The following is a 17290-nucleotide window of genomic DNA, read 5'->3' as shown; positions in this document are numbered from 1 at the left end:
CATTTCATCTTAGAATCTAACAGTACATTACAAATTCAAAATGTCAGTCAATTTCTCAACTAATCGCTCCATCTGTTCATCTGTACCAACTGTAATACGCAAATAGTTGTCGATTCCGGGCTTGTTAAAATACCTAACTAACACGCCTTCTTTTTTTAATTCATTGTAGAGAAACTCTGCTGGAACAGTCTGATGTGAGGCGAAAACAAAATTTGCTTGTGAAGGTAGCACATTGAAATTGAGCTGTTGCAACGTCTCGTTCATCTTTTCCCGTGTTGCAATGATTTTCTGAGTCGTCTCCTCAAAATAGTCTGCATCCTCAAATGCAGCTTTTGCTCCCACTAGCGCAAGACGGTCCAGCGTATAAGAATTGAATGAATCTTTAATGCGAATCAATGCAGCAATTAAAGAAGGAGCTCCCATCGCAAAGCCAACGCGCAAACCGGCGAGTGAACGTGATTTAGATGTCGTCTGGACGACAAGGACATTGTCGTATTTCCGAATGAGTTCAGTCGCTGATTTCGATGCAAAGTCGATATATGCCTCGTCGACGATGACGACTTGGTCAGGGTTATTTTTGACAATCTCTTCAATGTGCTCAAGTTCAGCATAAATGCTAGTTGGCGCATTTGGATTTGGTAAAATGACGCCGCCTTCAGACTGAAAGTAGCTATCCACAGGCAATGTAAAATCTTTATTCAACGGAACTTCCTCATAAGGAATATCGAATAACTTTGCATAGACCGGATAAAAGCTATATGTTACATCAGGAAACCGGATTGGTTTGCCAGGCTCAAAAAACGCCATGAAGGAGAATGCCAGAACTTCATCCGAACCATTGCCGACAAATACTTCTTCAGCAGTAAGTCCATATTGCAGTCCGATTGTTTCTCGTAGCTCAATCGCTGTAGGAGATGGATACAACTGAAGGTTGCGCCCCATCTCTTGCTGGATTGCAGCTATCACTTTTGGACTTGGAGGATACGGATTTTCATTGGTATTCAGTTTCACGATGTCCTTTTGTTCAATTTGCTCCCCCGGAACATACGGCTCGGTCCGTTTCACCATAGAGCTCCAAAATTTACTCATCTCTCAGCACTTCACTTTTAGGTCGTCTTTTCCGCAATTCGTTTTTGACATCCTCAACACTAACACCTAACTCTTCCATCAATACAAGTGTGTGATACGTCAAATCTGCAAGTTCGCTCGTTACTTCAGCTTTATCACGGTTTTTTGCACCGATGACAACTTCAGTTGTTTCTTCTCCAACTTTTTTCAAAATCTTATCCAAACCTTCGCGGAACAGATACGTTGTGTATGATCCTTCTACTGGATTGGCACGTCGATTTTTTATTTCATCCGTGATCTCATGAACGATTGAGCGAGTCTGTACTACCTCATCGAAAACTTGCTTGTGGAAACAAGTCACTTCTCCCGTATGACACGCTGGACCCAGTGGTGTAACTTGTACTAAAATTGAATCACCATCGCAGTCCAGTGACAAGTTCTTCACAATTTGCCGATTGCCAGATGTTGCTCCTTTATTCCACAGCTCTTTTCTTGATCTGCTGAAAAACCAAGTCTCTTTCGTATCAATCGTCTTCTGCAACGATTCTTTATTCATATAAGCAAGCATCAGTACATTCCCTGTCCGGTCATCTTGAACAATTGCTGGTATCAATCCATTTTCGTCAAATGATAATGTGTCAATTTCTATTGTCATGGTTAGTCATTCCCAACAGGTGTATTTTTTTCAGCTAGATATGTTTTTAATTCGCCAATATTTATGTCTTCGAAATGGAATACGGATGCAGCAAGCGCAGCGTCAGCTTTCCCTTCAGTTAAGACAGTATGGAAGTGTTCAGGTTTCCCTGCTCCGCCGCTCGCAATAACAGGAATGTTGACTGCTTCCGCAATCGCCCGCGTCAATTCGAGGTTATAGCCGTCTTTCACACCATCTTCCCCGATACTATTAACAACAAGTTCACCGGCACCCAGTTTTTCGCCTTGAATCGCCCATTCAATAGCATCCATACCAGTATCTTTCATGCCTCCATTAGAGAATACCGACCACTTAGAAGGGCCCACTTCATTGACATCCATCGATAGGATAATGCGTTCAGAACCGAATCTCTTTGACGCTTCTTCAATTAAAGATGGATTGCTGAGCGCTGCACTGTTGATGGATACTTTGTCCCCGCCAGCATCAAACACCTTCTGAATATCTTCGACAGTCCGTATACCCCCACCGACAATAAATGGTACGGGTACTTCTTTCGCAATTTCTGCAATAAGGTCAAGGAACATGGCACGATTATTTGTCGAAGCGGCAATGTCGTAAAACACAAGTTCATCTGCACCGTCAGCTACATATTTCTTAGCCAATGTCAGTGGATCTGCAACTTCTTTAACTTCTAAAAACTTTTTCCCTTTTACGACTTTCCCGTTATCAAAATCTAGGCATGGTATTATCCGGTTGCTTGTCATCCTCGTTGTCCCCCTAATATTTTTTCTAAAGATATTTTACCTTCATACAATGCTTTACCAATAATTGCTCCATATAAATCTAGTTTCCGTAACTGAATGATATCCTCTTCCGTGGAGACGCCGCCTGAAGCCACAATGTCGATGGAAGACGCATTGTCCATCATTTCCAGTTCGTTAAAATTAGGTCCTTGCATCATTCCGTCTTTCAAAATATCTGTATAAATGACTGTTTTCACACCGATTACTTCTAGTTCTATTAACAAGTCAACTGCTAATACATCACTTGTTTCCGTCCAGCCATCCGTTGCAACGAATCCTTTTCTTGCATCGATGGAAACTGCAATTTTATCACCGTATTTTTCTACGGCTTGCTTTAAAAATGGTTTATCTTGAATCGCTGCCGTTCCGATGATCACGCGACTAACGCCGGATGCAATATGTGCGTCAATGATCTCCATCGTCCGAATTCCGCCACCTACTTGAACTGGTATCGATACGTTTTTAGCAATCGCTTGAATGGCTTCGCGATTTAATGAATTACCTGTTTTCGCCCCATCTAAATCGACGACGTGAATGTAGTCAGCACCTTGCTTTTCCCACTCCAGAGCCATCGCTGTTGGTGAGTCATTATAGATAATTTCTTGGTCATAATCACCTTGAATTAGCCGAACACATTTACCATCACGTATATCAATTGCTGGAAATAAAATCATCGGTGTTCCCCCTTATATATAGAATTCCATTAAATCCGCTACGGCGCTTGGGGATGCCTCCCGCCATAAGCCGAGCAGCTTCGCCGCCAGTCTTATGGCTTCGGCTACCCCTTGTAAGGCGCCTTCGCTTAGTAAATTATGAATTCGAGCAGTACCTGCACACAAAACAAAATTACCAAGTGTGTAAAGGTAATATTCTTATAGCATTCCCTTCGTAGATGGAACTCCTTTTACATCTGGATTAATCGCACTTGCTACGCGCAATGCACGTCCGAATCCTTTGAAAATTGATTCGATAATATGGTGACTGTTTTTCCCGTACTGCAAATTGATATGCAATGTTACTTTGGCATGGCTTGTGAATGCTTGGAAAAACTCCTCAACAAGCTCAGTGTCGAATTCCCCTACTTTATCTTTCAATCCCTCAACGTTATAAACAAAAAATGGACGCCCGCTTATATCGATAGAAACTGTTGATAATGCTTCATCCATAGGTGTTGACACTGTCGCATAACGCTCGATGCCTTCCTTTGATCCGATACTTTCATAGAACGCTTGTCCCAATACAATTCCGATATCTTCGACGGAGTGATGCTGGTCTACTTCGATATCGCCATCACAATCAACAGCCAAATCGAATCGACCGTGATTTGTGAACAATGTCAGCATATGATCGAGAAAGCCCACTCCTGTTTTAATAGTTGTTGTTCCACTTCCATCAATCGCAAAGTCTAAGTTAATCTTTGTTTCCGCTGTCTGTCTTGAAATCGATTTACTCCGCATTCAAATCCGCCTTCCTTACTTGAATTGAATTTGCATGGGCCGTTAAGCCTTCCGCATTCGCAATTGTGATAATGTCTTCGGCTACTTCTTGCAATGCTTGCTCCGTATACTGAATAATGCTCGATTTTTTCATAAAGTCATAGACACCTAACGGCGATGAAAATGCCGATGTCCCGCTCGTTGGCAATGTATGATTCGGACCTGCCATATAATCGCCCAATGCCTCCGGTGAATAGTTTCCTAAGAAGATTGCTCCTGCATTGTGAATGAACGGTAATTGCTCCATCGGATTTTCCACCATAAGCTGTAAATGTTCCGGCGCCAATTTATTAACAAAGTCGTATGCTTCCTCCAACGATTCAACCAAGATAATGCGCCCATTATCAGCGATTGAAACTTCAATAATTCCCTTACGATCTGCTTGTTCAGTTTGCTTTATCACTTCTTTTTGAAGTGCTTCAGCAAATGATTGACTCGTCGTTACGCATACAGCTGTTGCCCGTTCATCATGCTCCGCTTGTGATAATAGATCAGCAGCGACAAACACTGGGACAGCGCTATTGTCTGCAACAACACAAATCTCACTCGGTCCTGCAATCATATCGATGGCTACGTCACCAAAAACCCATTTTTTCGCCCGTGCAACAAATGCATTTCCAGGCCCCGTGATTTTCACTACTTTTTTTACTGTTTCCGTCCCATACGCCAATGCTGCAATCGCTTGAGCACCACCAATTTTATAGACGATATCGACACCGGCTTCTTGCGCTGCTACGAGCACATGTGGATTCACTTTGCCATCCGCTTGAGGTGGTGTCACCATTGCAATCCTTCCGACTCCCGCAATTTTTGCCGGAATAGCATTCATGAGAACAGTCGATGGATAAGCCGCTTTTCCGCCAGGTACGTATATACCGACACTGTCTAAAGGCGTCACTTTCTGACCAAGAACAATTCCTTGTTCTTGATTAATAAACCAAGACTGTTCTTTTTGAACTTCATGGAACGTAGTAATGTTTTGCTTTGCTTTTCTAAGAGCACTTAGGAATTGCCCTGTAATCAACGTCCGCGCCTCCGCAAACTCCTCAGGCGTTACAATCAAGTTATCTAGCCACACGCCGTCAAACTGTTCGGTAAAGCTTCTTAATGCCTGGTCCCCATCTTCACGGACTGTTTCGATAATTCCAAGCACAGTTCGGTCAAATTCAAAATTAGTTGTTTGTACTGCCGTTTGCTGCTCTTTCTCTTTTGTATATTGTTCCAACGTTACAATTCGCATAAATTATCACTCCAATGCAGCTTTTAAGTCCGAAATGACTTGCTGGATTTGACTGGTTCTTGTCGCATAACTTGCTTTATTAACAATCAATCGTGCACTGACATCTGCAATTGTCTCCAAGACGACTAATCCATTTTCTTTTAGTGTCTTGCCCGATTCAACAATATCAACGATGACATCTGCCATACCAATAAGCGGAGCCAGTTCGATAGAGCCATTCAACTTGATGGTCTCAATACGAATGCCTTTGCTGTCAAAATAGGCTTTTGTCACTGCTGGATACTTTGAAGCAACTGTCAGCAACGCACTACTCGGAAATTGTTTATCCGGAAATCCGGCAACAACCAGCTGGCATTTTCCAATTCCAAGATCCAACAGTTCATAGACATCAACTGGATCTTCCATAATCGTATCTTTACCAACAATTCCGATATCTGCTGCTCCTTTTTCGACATAGGTTGGAACATCAACTGCTTTCACGAAAATGAGTTTCACTTTATTTTCATCATCATAGATAACAAGCTTCCTGCTTTTATCATGATATTCTGAAAAACGGATGCCTGCTTTTTCAAAAAACGCTAACGCTTTATCAGCAGTACGCCCCTTCGCCATGGCGATTGTAAGATGTGTCATTTCAATTCAATCCCCCTACGAGTAATTCCAGTAAAGCCTTTAAGTCCGGAAATGGTGTAACTTTATCTTTATATAGAAATGAATTATTTTCTTTCTCCAAACGTATCGAGTAAACACTCTGTCGTGGATCTGCCTGTTCCTTATGCTCTGAAAATGACAGTACACTATAATTTCGTTCCCGTAATTCATTGGAGATGGCAATGGCTTGTTCCAATTGGCTATCTGCATATGTTATTTTTACATCGATTGGAAAGCGGGATGTAACTTCCCTGCTATCTGTCGCTTTGACTAACGATTCAATTTCACATGCAAACCCAATCGCTGGAAGTCTAGCACCAAACTCGTTTCCTAACTCATCGTAGCGCCCGCCCATTAAAACAGGTTTCCCAAATCTTTCGACATATCCTTGGAAAATAACCCCTGAATAATAACCCATATGATTAATCAATCCCAAATCCATGACGATATACTGTTCTAATCCGTACATTTTCAATATACTGTAAACATCCATTAAGTAATCGAGCGTGTCCTGCATTTTTTCCGTTAAGGCGATCCCTGTTGTCCGTTCACTCACATCAACTGGGTTACCGTATAAAAACGGGATCCGTTCGATTACTTCTCTCACATCATCGTCAATGTTTAGGTTCTGAAGAAAAGGTCCAATTTCTACAACGTTTTTCGCTTGTATCAATGACTTCAATTGATCAATTTGAAGTGAAGTAAGTGGTAAATTCTGGACAAGTTCATTGAAAAATCCAGCGTGCCCTAATTCTATTTTAATATCATTAAATCCTAAATCTTTCATTAAGTGACACGCTAGTGCAATTACTTCTGCATCCGCTTCAGGTGAACTATCGCAAAAATATTCAATGCCTGCTTGTGTGCGTTCGATACTGTCATTTTTATCAAATGGCTGACGGAACACCTCTTGTACATAAAAATATCTAAGTTCACTTGAAAGGTCCGGGAAATTTTGCACCAGTTCTCTTGTGATTGGAATCGTGACATCGGGTCGCAATACTAATACTTGCCCTGTATGATCGATTACTTTAATCATTTCATTTTGGTTGATTGAGCTTTTTACTTTTGAATATAAATCATATTGTTCAAAAGCCGATGTTTTAATGCGTTTATAGCCATATGTGGTAAAGCGCTTATTGATCGTCTTAATGATTCTTTCAAACTTTTCACTATCACTTAACATTCGTTCAGGATACACTTCGTTTCTAACCATTTCCAACACCCCTTACTTCACTACTTTACTAGACTAAAGTTATTTAGTACTATAAAGGTATACCAACGAAATGTCAACAGGAGGAATGATTATTAATGTTCGATTATCACATGCACAGTTCGTTCTCAGCAGACTGCCCAGTTCCAATGGAAAATATGATTAAGGGAGCGATTCAAAAAGGATTGACTGAAATTTGTTTTACAGAACATATCGACTATGAATATCCCGATGATACAATCGTTTTCGATTTTGATAAAAAGGAGTACGCAAGCAAATTGATAGAAATGCAGAAGAAATATGAAGGGCGTATTCGTATAAAAAAAGGCGTTGAAATCGGTGTACAACCACATATACTGGACAAATACGACGAGCTTATGGCAAAGGAAGTATTCGATTTCGTCATTTGCTCCATGCATACCGTTGAGAAAAAAGGATTACACTACGGAGAATTTTTCGAGCATAAAACCATAGAAGAAGCGTATGGTATTTATTACGCAGAGTTATTATATTGTGTAAAAAACTATAAACAATTTAATATCCTCGGTCATGTTGACCTCGTGAAGAGGTACACAAAAAAACCGTGTGATAACCCTTTCCATACTGAATTGACGGCTATTTTCAACGTTATTATTCCAGAAGGTAAAGGAATTGAATTGAATACTTCTGGTGTCCGCTACGGACTGGCAAACGGCATGCCAAGTGATGATATTTTGAAACTATATAAACAATGCGGAGGCGAAATCATCACACTTGGTTCCGATGCACATAAACCTGAAGACATTGCATTCCAATTCAGTGAATCACTAAAATTATTGCAGTCGATTGGATTCAAGTATATCACTACATTCGACAATGAAAAACCTACTTTTCACGCAATTAGTAATATGATGTGAATTAAGAAAAGCTCCAGCTCCTAGACACTATTCCATGTTGAAAAACTTATACTTTTCTTCACACCGGTTAATTAACCAAAAATAACCTGTAAATAACTTGATCACACACTGGGTGCTGTGCATATAGTTACATTTTGATTGCTTTGGATTGAATGACTTCTATACGATTACCGAGATGCCTGGATGTGTAGGGATGCGACTTTGTCGCATCCCTACACACTTTTTCCGATAATCGTATGGTGGTTCTTCATCCGCCGCGCTCCAAATGCATAACTACACGTAGTGCTGAAGTTTTTTTGGACGAAAGAATAGCTGGCTTTTTCACTAGAGAAAAGCCGCCAAAGATGCAATTTTGGCGGCTGATGCTTTCTGTATGGTTTTTCTTTTTTATTTTAAAGAAGTGTCACTTTCTATAAGGTATCACATGATTACATACATACTCTTTGCTAAAAGTAAGCAAGAAACACATTGTACAAAGTACTAGAGTGCCCGAAATTGTATCTTCGGGCACTTACAATCTCTGTAGAAAGTCATCTATTCATTTCTTTCAAAGCAGCTGCATTTTTCACTTGAATAGTGTAGGAACGCGACAGGCAATTATTCACAACAGGATTACTGAAAAGAGTGTGGCTAGAAGTGACGGAGTCGCTTTTAACCACACACACACCTTTAAGGAAGAATGAACTGCAATTCCTCCTTAAAAGGGTATGAATATTTTCCGTAAGCGGACCAGAAATGGTCCAGTGAAAATGAAGTTTTCAAGCCCTTTTCACCAGTTTTTTATGCGAATTAATGGTTAATCAACAGACATGACTTTTCTTTTAATCAAACGGTCCAGTACGCCTCTACTAACTAGAGACGGACTGGACCGTTTTTACACACTATTACTCCGCTTGTTTAAATATAGAGATAAAATTAACAACCATTTTTGCAGCTTGTGCACGTGTAGTTGAGCTGCTCGGCATGAATTTTCCTTCGAATCCAGTTGCAACATCTAATTCATGAAGCATTGAAATGGCATTTACTACTTCCGCATTATAGTTTCCGAAATCGGAATAAGGTGCTTTAGTAGAGGCCTTATATGCCTTTCCTGTTACGCTTCCATATGCACGTTCAATCATTAAAGCCAATTGTGCGCGTGTTACTAAATCAGTTGGATTAAAGTTTCCTTTATTCCCTTTAATAATTCCATATTTATAAGCGGCATTGATGTCAGCTTTGGTCTTATCTGCATAATTACCAATATCACCAAATGGGGCTACTTCATCCGTTTTCAAACCTAATGCGCGTACAATTATTGTAGCAGCTTGCACACGTGTTAAGTTTTGATCAGGTTTGAATGTCCCGTCCGGGTAGCCACCAATGATTCCAGCTACGGCTGCATGTTCAATATAATTCTTCAAGCCATGATTGGCGATATCCGAGAATAATATTGGTGTTGGTGTCGATGAATCTGCAACCGTTACACTGATTATTGGATTATGAACACTTTTGTTTCCAGCTTGATCTACTGCCATTACTGAAAAAACATACGTTGTATTTGCAGTAAGATTTTCTACTTTATATGTCGTAATGTCTCCAGCTACAGTTGCTAGTTTTTCTTCACCACTGTATATTTCATAACTCGTTACGGCTACATTATCACTAGCTGGTTGCCAGTTTAATTTCACCGAGTTTGGACCCGGCGCATCGGCGACGAGGCTACCTCCTGTGATCCATGTATTAGCTGGTAGCATGTTCGCCCAAAATTGCTCAGTCACTTTTTTATAGCCTGCTTCACTTAAGTGGATATTTTCCGGATTTGGAAGGTAGGTCTTGTAGTCTGACGCAATTACGTCACCAGTAGGCACGAAAATTGCTTGCGTCCCCACTAGGCCTGTTGTAATGGCTTTATTCAACATATCTAGTAATTGTTTGAGCAATGGTTGCAGGTCTTCCGACATATAAGGAAACGGATTATAGTAACCCATGACATACACTTGCGCATCAGGATTGATTTCATTGATTTGAGCCATAATCGATTTGTAGTTTGTACCTACTTGCTGAAGCGTCGTCAGCGCCATTTTCTGATCAATAATGGCCTTACCTGTCGTCAGATCTTGTTTGAAATGCGGTAAAATATCATTTGCACCGGCGCTAATTGTGATAACTTCTGCATCTTTGATGGATTGTTGAAGTTTAGCTGTCTTCTCTTCAAAGCCAATGCCTTGGATATCCTTTGTGACGTTCAGTTTAATATCATTTAAAACGTCTGTTGTTTTATAGCCTGGATACGAGAATCCTTTGTTATATGTTTTCAAAGCCCCTATCTCCATCATTGACACCGCTAAGAAATCTGCATAGCCCTTCCCTAATTCATTGTTAGGAGTGACACCTGCTGCCAATGAATCACCTATAGCAAGATAATCGATTGGCAGCATCCAAGAAGGAGCACTTGTATCTATTTCAGCTGCTGCAAAACGGTACGGTACAACAATCATTTGGATCATAAGTGCAATTACAAAAAGCATTCGAAATTTGAACTTCGATTTCACCATAACCTTCCTCCTATTTTATGTTTTTGCGAACACCCTACCTCGGTATAACTCCTTGTCACACCACCTTCGCATTTAACCGTGCCAACCAGTACTATTCTTGACTAATTCGACATAGAATACTAGTTTTCCTTCACTGTAATTAGATACCGTCGTTTAGCATTGAAAACACTTTTTTCAGCATGTAGTACTATTTATTCCCACGAAAAGCGAATTCTTATCAACCATCATTAAAAATGGCGGTTGCCCGTTTATAAGTTAAGAAATTATAAGTTTTTCACCAGGCGCCTTGCGCTTTTCTTTGTGTCTAGACTCCAGGCGCCAGCCGCTCTGGTCATAAGCAATCCAGTTACGTGGCAAAGAGCGCCACTTCACTGGATCGACTTATGCCTGTCGCGTCTAAACGGCGCCTTGCGCTTTTCTTTGTGTCTAGACTCCAGGCGCCAGCCGCTCTGGTCATAAGCAATCCAGTTACGTGGCAAAGAGCGCCACTTCACTGGATCGACTTATGCCTGTCGCGTCTAAACGGCGCCTTGCGCTTTTCTTATTTCCCTACAATATACGTTTTCACAAGGGCGATACGTTCTCTCACAGTCAATTTTGCTGCCACTACTTTCGGCGTTTTAGCCGACACTCCATCTGACTCGAGTCCAAGGCTAGCCGCAATTTTCCGTGCTCTCGCCAGGTGATAATCACTTGTGATGATTGTGATCGAACTAATTTCAGACGGCAACAACTTTTTCGAGAATAAAATGTTTTCATAAGTGGAAGTAGACGCCGCTTCTAAAATAAGCCGTTCCTCGGCGATGCCATTCTCCGTTAGAAACCGTCTCTTCGCTTCCGCTTCGCTAATAGGCTCATCCGGACCTTGCCCGCCTGATAAGATTATCGTCACATGTGGATACTCATTAGCGTACTGTAGCGTAGCATCCAAACGATACTGTAATGATAGCGACAGAGAATCTTTTTTCACTCTAGCACCGAGTACGATTACATAGTCATTCGTGCCATCTGCTGCAGGTTCTAATCCCTCATCCATCCATTTGCCCGTTAGCCACCATAAAAACAGACTAAAAATAGTAAGTGCAATTGCACAAGCTATAGCTATTTTCTTTGATTTTTTCATTACAATCACTCATTTCAACTGTTCTACGAAAATTTTATTCTCCATCAATAAATTCATATAAAACGGATCTTTTCCGATTGCATAAACTCGGTCGCAAACGGTAGTAATTTCGTCCATATCATGAGAAGTGTACATAATCATTTTCCCTTCATTTTTCGCCAACCTATGCAAATATGAACCTATCTCCTTTTTGGATTTCAGATCGATACCAACTGTAGGTTCATCTAACAACAAGAAAGTCGGATCATGGAGCAGGCTGATTGCTAGGTTCAATTTCCTTTTCATACCGCCCGATAACGATTGAACTCCCTCCTTCCAATGCGTCAATTGCATATCCAAACAAAGTTGCCGGCATTCCTCTTTTGTACGTTTTTTCCACGACAGCTGTTCAAAAAAAAGCATATTTTCCTCTACTGTGAGTTCCTCCCAAACCGATATATCTTGAGGGACATAACCGATTAAGCGCCTGATGCCCTTTACATCAGTCATATAAGAAAGTTCATCCAATTGAATATCGCCTTGAGTCGGCTGAATAACTGTCGCCAATAGTTGAAGCAAGGTTGATTTTCCTGCACCATTTTCCCCAACGAGACCAACAATTTCTCCAGGCTTCATTTGAAAAGACACATTTTCTAAAACGGTCTTTTCCTTGTACTTTTTCTGTAGTCCCGTCACGTCAAGCATTTGCCTTCCCTCCTCTATGAATCCAAACAGTGAGCAAAGCAATCATAACGAAAAGCCATGTCAGAGGTATCGTCCCATCCAGTAACGATTGGACCGGACTAAGTTCTTCAATCCACGGCCACTTCCCCTTTAGCCCATCCATCGGTATGATTGACCCACCGACTACAATCAGCAACAACGCAATCCCCAAGCCACTTATATAGTACATAAACAATTGCTTGTAGACGCTTGCGAGTAGAAACGCCAGCAAATTTATCGTCAGCCGGAAAGTAAATAGTGAAATCAGAACTCGAATTGTCCATGCTTCCTGGAATAATGATGAGAAGATGAACGCCGTGACAAGATCCATGAGGAAAATGATAACTGTAAAAAACAGCAATGATAAACATGCATACTTTTTAAAAGAGATTTCAGTGAATAACCAGCGCTGACGCATCGATGGTCGATTTTCTTTTAGCATCCAGTCGAATAGGAAGAATGTCGTGATGATTGCGAAGAATGCCCAAACACCCCATGCTTTCAGTAGCGGTAACGTTTGTTCTTCAGCGGTATTTTCCTTATCATAATAAGAAAAACTCGATCGGAGCAGTGCTTCACTTTTTTCCCTTTCGCGACTACTCTCAATAACTTCTTCGTAACTCCATTCATCTTCCATACCATAATCAGAGAATAATTGTTTGATAACGAAAGCTGCTTTTGAACGGGCTGCATCTTGTTGAGCATAGGACGTAATCGTTTCGACGACAGCTCGATAAGCAAAAGACCGATTGGAAGAGTATGCCTCGATAAGCTGATTTCGCCGGTTTGCCAGTATATGATCTTCATACCCCTTACGAATAACGAACACACTATCCAACTCATGCTGTTCGAGTTTATGTAGTGCTTCATCTAGGGATATGAACTGGATATGGAGAAGCTCCGTACTCGCGATATCGTCAACTAGACGCGCTGCCATTTCAGTCTGTTCCTCAACGACAAGAGCTATCGGCACTCTAGTCTCCTCTTGCCAAGTCACAACACCTTGCATAATTAGCACTGTCATAACGATTGGCAGAAGCATCCAGCATAAAAGACTTTTCCAGTCCTTCTTCAAACGCATCAAGCGGATAAACACAACATTTTTCATCGAATCCACCTCTCTTTTCCGACTGTTGATAGCCAAAGAAGGAGTAGTCCGATAGTAGCAATGACAGTTAGTGTTATGAAGTTCGCATAGTTTCGCCCTTCCAATACAATATCAATCATCCAATTCAAGCTAACGTATGAAAAGATATACGGTAAAACACCTTGTATCACTTGCGGAAAGTAGAGCGTCGGTATAACTGCACCACTTGTGAAAATTAGTACGAACGTATAGAAACTTTGTAATAAAAGAATGACTTTTCGAGATGAAATCCAGACATCGATTAGCGCTATGCCAACTAAAAACAATAAAGCATTAAGAATAGTAAATAAACCAAACCGGAAATAATCAATAAAGAAAAGTTCAAATCCAACAAACTCACCGATAATGAAAAAGGCTACTGCCGCAACGACAAGGCTATATCCTAAAGAGACCAGAATTCTTGCGAGGATACGTTGCCACGTAGTTACACCGAACAGTTTCATCCGAATTAGCATCGAGGAATGCTCTTCTTTCCCTAAAATAGTATAGATGGCGAAAAGCCAGACTGACATAGTTATAAACCAGCCGGACAATATGTAATAGTGCGTTGGTGATGACGTCGCCACATTTGTAATCATTTCTTCATCAAGTAGCTTAACTTTTCCAAGTGTGTACAAACTGAAATCCATAAACTGTTGAAACATCATTTCTTGTCGTTCTTCTTTGGGCATATCCGTTTTTTTTGCGTACTCATTGACGGTAAGAATAGTCGACTGAGCTACAGAGATGTAACGCATCATACTTTCCACTAACTCTTTCACAAGAAAACTATCTGTTGGACGCGATGGGTTTCCAACAATAGGAACCGTCACGGATTGACCTTCATACAAATCCTCCGTAAATCCGCTCGGAAATGTAAAATAGGAACTGATTTGGTTTTGCTCCATAAGTTTCACAGCATTTTCTTTCGTTATTGATATGATTTGGATGAACTGATTATCCGAGGCTGTTTCTTCCAGTAGCCCACTAAACAGTATCGTTTCCTGCGTTCTGTCTTCATCAACCAAAGCCACCCGGATTGGTGAATCTTCTTCAGGCAGCAGTAAACCAGCCACCAGGAGCAACAGTGAGCCTATCAAAATAATTGGAAATAGAAAAAGAAGAAGAAGTGTTGCCCACTTCTTCTTCAACTGTTTATTATATTGGCGCATGAAAAATAGTATTCTTCTCATGGATAGCATAATGGTCACTTCCATTCTTAAAACTCGCCTATTTCACCTTGTAAATCCTCCATAAATCCGAACATCCATTCTTGGACTTTCACCGTGATTTCTTCAGTGAATGCATCAAATTCATCCTTATTCATTTTACCAATATTCACTGTGCCCTCTGTTTCTACTGGCATATCTACTTTTTTCACAACTTTTCCTTGTTGCTTTAAAATGAGATTGAACATATCAGCGCCCATTGTTTCTTCACTGAAAGTAAATTCATGATTCGCTTTCATAGAATCGCTTTCGTGTGTAGCACTCCCTTTCCAGATAACGGCTGGATCGACATTTCCATCTGTAAAGCCAAACGAACGAGTAAATGTACGTTTCTTATCTTCCAGTTGTTCTTTTCCTTTATAGATGAACTTCATATCATCCATCGAAAATGTTATGGAATCAGTTGCCTTCTGATCTTTCCAACTTAAATCACCAATAATTTTCACAAAGTTTTCATCACCGAAGGAATCTTCTACCCCCATTGTGAAATCCCACTTTTGACTTGTTTTATCTAGCAATTGAGTTCCATTAATCATTAACGTATCGACATCCGTCTTATCTTCTCCAACACCCATTGCGAATTCACGTTTCACAATTTTGTTTGAATGGTGCCAGATTGTCGATTTCAGTCCGTTAGGAAGTTTAATAGCGTCCACACCTTCAATCGCTTCATCAAGCCCATTTTCAAAATCATCCATCATAGTTGCAAGTTCATTGTCGGAAGTATCCCCAGCAAATGAAGTAAGTGTCAATTGTTCTTTCAGTATAGCTTTAAGTTTTTCATCTGATTTCGCTTTTTCCAATAAATCTTTTAATAACGTTTTAACTTGTTGTTCTGTAAGATCCATCTTGGTTTTTTTAGTTTTTATTTTTTTATCAAACACTGTAAGTTCTTCTTTTGTGCTCGTAAATGCCTCTTCAGGAATCTCTTTAATGAGATACGTGATATATTCGTTTTCGACATATGTACGTGATTCTTCCGTCATCGAAAATCCACCTTCGAATAATTGGGATAGACCGAGATTTTCATTTCCTTCATAATCTGGATCCGTTTCTCTCATTATCTTACCGAAATCCTTATCATCGAAGCGAATTAGTTCATCCATGAATGGAAATGAAGCCACTAGTTTCTCAGTTGTCACAAAAACTGAACCGAAGTCCATGTTAACACTGCCTAGTTCTCCCCTAAGATCCACTTCGAGTTCTTTTTTGACCGGATCATAGACTTGTTTACTAGATATTTTAGCACTATTGACAATGCTTTGTACTTCCTGCATTTCAGGGTCAACAGACGAATCATTCCATTCGCCGGAAAGATCAAAGTTCGTTTCAACTGGCTTTTCCTCTTGAACTTCCAACCATCTTAGTTCGTTCTTATAACGGTCTTCAAAAATAGTTCCCACTTGTTTAAACGTTTCTGCTTCTGCTAAAAAATATTGTACTTTAGGTGACTTATTCACCAAGAAAAATGCCGACACGCTACCGCCTACAATGACCAATCCAGTTAATAACATAATCATTAATAACTTGGGTGACTTTTTCTTCACAGCTTTCTCTTCCATACTATTCTCCTCCTAAATTCGAATCGTGAACTAGAAATGTTTTGCTAAAGTTGAAGTTTTTTCATATTCACATTTTTTCATACTATCACAGTCTATGTCTTTACTCAAAAATAAGTTGGAAGAATTCACCTTTTCAGAGCAATTGATGATATCCGACTAGTCCCCTCTCTACACCCAAAGAATCATACAGCTCAAAGAACCATCCACCTTTAAAAAGTAGATGGTTCTTTGAATGGATAGCACGTCTGTCATTAACCATTTGTTTGCATAAAATACTGGTGAGTAGGGCCTGGAAAAATCCATTTTCACTGGATCATTTCCGATCCGCTTTCGGCGAAATTATCACGACATATTTACCGTGAGGCGTATGCGCTTTACAAAGGTTTTTAGGAGGCCACTGAAAAAGTCCCAATACTTAGAACTAATTAGATTTCCCGCCAATACCGCTTGGACGCTTTGTGGATGCCTCCCGCGATAAGCCAGAAAGAAGACCGCTTTCAGTCTTATCGCTCCGGCTACCACGAAGTCGCGCCTTCGCTAGATGGTCTATGTGAGAAAGAGCATTTCATTATCTGTGATGAAATCTACAACCTAGATTGCGTCTTTCTTGACTATAATTATATATGTTGAATCCGGTATATATACTGAGCGAAGGCGCCTTAACAGGGGTAGCCGAAGCCATAAGACTTGCGGCGAAGCTGCTCGGGAGGCATCCGCTAGCGCCGTAACGGTTCAATGGGATTCATTTATATAGTATCAACTAGTAATCACCTTACAATATCGGCATATACATCTCAAAATCACATTTCTCTCGATAATGAACAACCTAGCGCAGGCGCGGCAAAGGGGTCGCCGAAGCTGTAAGACTGGATGCGAAGCGCTAATCCAGGCTTACGGCGAGAGGCATCCCCAAAGCGCCAAGCGTTCTACAATCCACACCCCGAATTACACCTCTCTTATTATTGAGTGCCACGGCAGATTCAATGGGA

Annotated in this window: 15 protein-coding genes; 1 reads left to right on the top strand and 14 read right to left on the bottom strand. The window is 40.6% G+C overall.

Annotated features, from left to right (window positions below; translation table 11 throughout):
• Positions 1-27: 27 nt before the first annotated feature.
• The 8 genes from hisC to hisZ form a co-directional block, all read right to left on the bottom strand.
• Positions 28-1089 (bottom strand): histidinol-phosphate transaminase, encoded by a 1062-nt coding sequence (hisC, locus tag MKX62_RS14505; protein ID WP_340741717.1) that lies wholly within the window; start codon positions 1087-1089, stop codon positions 28-30.
• A complete protein-coding gene (gene hisIE, locus MKX62_RS14500; protein ID WP_067207090.1) occupies positions 1082-1723 on the bottom strand; it encodes a bifunctional phosphoribosyl-AMP cyclohydrolase/phosphoribosyl-ATP diphosphatase HisIE in 642 nt (213 codons plus the stop codon). Before hisIE ends, hisC begins: the two co-directional genes overlap by 8 nt.
• A gap of 2 nt (positions 1724-1725) precedes the next feature.
• The gene (gene hisF, locus MKX62_RS14495) at positions 1726-2487 is read right to left on the bottom strand and encodes an imidazole glycerol phosphate synthase subunit HisF (RefSeq protein WP_067207087.1); all 762 of its coding nucleotides are present in this window, start codon (positions 2485-2487) and stop codon (positions 1726-1728) included.
• Positions 2484-3200 (bottom strand): 1-(5-phosphoribosyl)-5-[(5-phosphoribosylamino)methylideneamino]imidazole-4-carboxamide isomerase, encoded by a 717-nt coding sequence (hisA, locus tag MKX62_RS14490; RefSeq protein ID WP_067207084.1) that lies wholly within the window; start codon positions 3198-3200, stop codon positions 2484-2486. Before hisA ends, hisF begins: the two co-directional genes overlap by 4 nt.
• A 198-nt stretch (positions 3201-3398) precedes the next feature.
• On the bottom strand, positions 3399-3983 hold the full coding sequence (hisB, locus tag MKX62_RS14485; protein WP_187047149.1) for an imidazoleglycerol-phosphate dehydratase HisB: 585 nt from the start codon (positions 3981-3983) through the stop codon (positions 3399-3401).
• On the bottom strand, positions 3973-5262 hold the full coding sequence (gene hisD, locus MKX62_RS14480) for a histidinol dehydrogenase (RefSeq protein ID WP_340741716.1): 1290 nt from the start codon (positions 5260-5262) through the stop codon (positions 3973-3975). Before hisD ends, hisB begins: the two co-directional genes overlap by 11 nt.
• A gap of 6 nt (positions 5263-5268) precedes the next feature.
• A complete protein-coding gene (hisG, locus tag MKX62_RS14475) occupies positions 5269-5895 on the bottom strand; it encodes an ATP phosphoribosyltransferase (protein ID WP_187047147.1) in 627 nt (208 codons plus the stop codon).
• Between the two features lies 1 nt (position 5896).
• The gene (hisZ, locus tag MKX62_RS14470; RefSeq protein WP_067207074.1) at positions 5897-7129 is read right to left on the bottom strand and encodes an ATP phosphoribosyltransferase regulatory subunit; all 1233 of its coding nucleotides are present in this window, start codon (positions 7127-7129) and stop codon (positions 5897-5899) included.
• Positions 7130-7224: 95 nt separating this feature from the next.
• On the opposite strand from hisZ, the gene MKX62_RS14465 reads away from it, so the two are divergent.
• Positions 7225-8022, top strand: a complete 798-nt coding sequence (locus tag MKX62_RS14465; protein ID WP_340741715.1) for a histidinol-phosphatase HisJ family protein — start codon at positions 7225-7227, stop codon at positions 8020-8022.
• Positions 8023-8906: 884 nt separating this feature from the next.
• Here the strand turns inward: MKX62_RS14465 and MKX62_RS14460 are convergent.
• From MKX62_RS14460 to MKX62_RS14435, 6 genes are all read right to left on the bottom strand, one after another.
• A complete protein-coding gene (locus MKX62_RS14460) occupies positions 8907-10559 on the bottom strand; it encodes an S-layer homology domain-containing protein (protein WP_340741714.1) in 1653 nt (550 codons plus the stop codon).
• A 541-nt stretch (positions 10560-11100) separates the two neighbouring features.
• Complete coding sequence (locus tag MKX62_RS14455) at positions 11101-11682, bottom strand: YdcF family protein (RefSeq protein WP_340741713.1); 582 nt, start codon at positions 11680-11682, stop codon at positions 11101-11103.
• Positions 11683-11691: 9 nt separating this feature from the next.
• Positions 11692-12366: an ABC transporter ATP-binding protein gene (locus MKX62_RS14450; RefSeq protein ID WP_340741712.1), complete on the bottom strand. Its 675-nt coding sequence runs from the start codon at positions 12364-12366 to the stop codon at positions 11692-11694.
• Entirely contained in the window at positions 12359-13492 is a 1134-nt protein-coding gene (locus tag MKX62_RS14445; RefSeq protein ID WP_340741711.1) for an ABC transporter permease, read from the bottom strand. The genes MKX62_RS14450 and MKX62_RS14445 overlap by 8 nt, the downstream gene beginning before the upstream one ends.
• Positions 13489-14727, bottom strand: a complete 1239-nt coding sequence (locus MKX62_RS14440) for an ABC transporter permease (RefSeq protein ID WP_340741710.1) — start codon at positions 14725-14727, stop codon at positions 13489-13491. The genes MKX62_RS14445 and MKX62_RS14440 overlap by 4 nt, the downstream gene beginning before the upstream one ends.
• Before the next feature lie 2 nt (positions 14728-14729).
• Positions 14730-16301: a DUF6583 family protein gene (locus tag MKX62_RS14435; protein ID WP_340741709.1), complete on the bottom strand. Its 1572-nt coding sequence runs from the start codon at positions 16299-16301 to the stop codon at positions 14730-14732.
• Positions 16302-17290: the final 989 nt, after the last annotated feature.

This window comes from Sporosarcina sp. FSL K6-5500, assembly GCF_038005665.1.
GTDB lineage: Bacteria > Bacillota > Bacilli > Bacillales_A > Planococcaceae > Sporosarcina > Sporosarcina psychrophila.
This window is presented reverse-complemented; position numbering and strand designations above follow the sequence as displayed.

Excerpts from the sequence above, each read along its gene's own strand:
- MKX62_RS14450 (WP_340741712.1), bottom strand. The coding sequence starts at position 12,366 with ATGCTTGACGTGACGGGACTACAGAAAAAGTACAAGGAAAAGACCGTT.
- hisA (WP_067207084.1), bottom strand. The coding sequence starts at position 3,200 with ATGATTTTATTTCCAGCAATTGATATACGTGATGGTAAATGTGTTCGG.
- MKX62_RS14465 (WP_340741715.1), top strand. The coding sequence starts at position 7,225 with ATGTTCGATTATCACATGCACAGTTCGTTCTCAGCAGACTGCCCAGTT.
- MKX62_RS14435 (WP_340741709.1), bottom strand. The coding sequence starts at position 16,301 with ATGGAAGAGAAAGCTGTGAAGAAAAAGTCACCCAAGTTATTAATGATT.
- hisC (WP_340741717.1), bottom strand. The coding sequence starts at position 1,089 with ATGAGTAAATTTTGGAGCTCTATGGTGAAACGGACCGAGCCGTATGTT.
- hisG (WP_187047147.1), bottom strand. The coding sequence starts at position 5,895 with ATGACACATCTTACAATCGCCATGGCGAAGGGGCGTACTGCTGATAAA.
- MKX62_RS14460 (WP_340741714.1), bottom strand. The coding sequence starts at position 10,559 with ATGGTGAAATCGAAGTTCAAATTTCGAATGCTTTTTGTAATTGCACTT.
- hisD (WP_340741716.1), bottom strand. The coding sequence starts at position 5,262 with ATGCGAATTGTAACGTTGGAACAATATACAAAAGAGAAAGAGCAGCAA.
- hisIE (WP_067207090.1), bottom strand. The coding sequence starts at position 1,723 with ATGACAATAGAAATTGACACATTATCATTTGACGAAAATGGATTGATA.
- hisB (WP_187047149.1), bottom strand. The coding sequence starts at position 3,983 with ATGCGGAGTAAATCGATTTCAAGACAGACAGCGGAAACAAAGATTAAC.
- hisF (WP_067207087.1), bottom strand. The coding sequence starts at position 2,487 with ATGACAAGCAACCGGATAATACCATGCCTAGATTTTGATAACGGGAAA.
- hisZ (WP_067207074.1), bottom strand. The coding sequence starts at position 7,129 with ATGGTTAGAAACGAAGTGTATCCTGAACGAATGTTAAGTGATAGTGAA.
- MKX62_RS14440 (WP_340741710.1), bottom strand. The coding sequence starts at position 14,727 with ATGGAAGTGACCATTATGCTATCCATGAGAAGAATACTATTTTTCATG.
- MKX62_RS14445 (WP_340741711.1), bottom strand. The coding sequence starts at position 13,492 with ATGAAAAATGTTGTGTTTATCCGCTTGATGCGTTTGAAGAAGGACTGG.
- MKX62_RS14455 (WP_340741713.1), bottom strand. The coding sequence starts at position 11,682 with ATGAAAAAATCAAAGAAAATAGCTATAGCTTGTGCAATTGCACTTACT.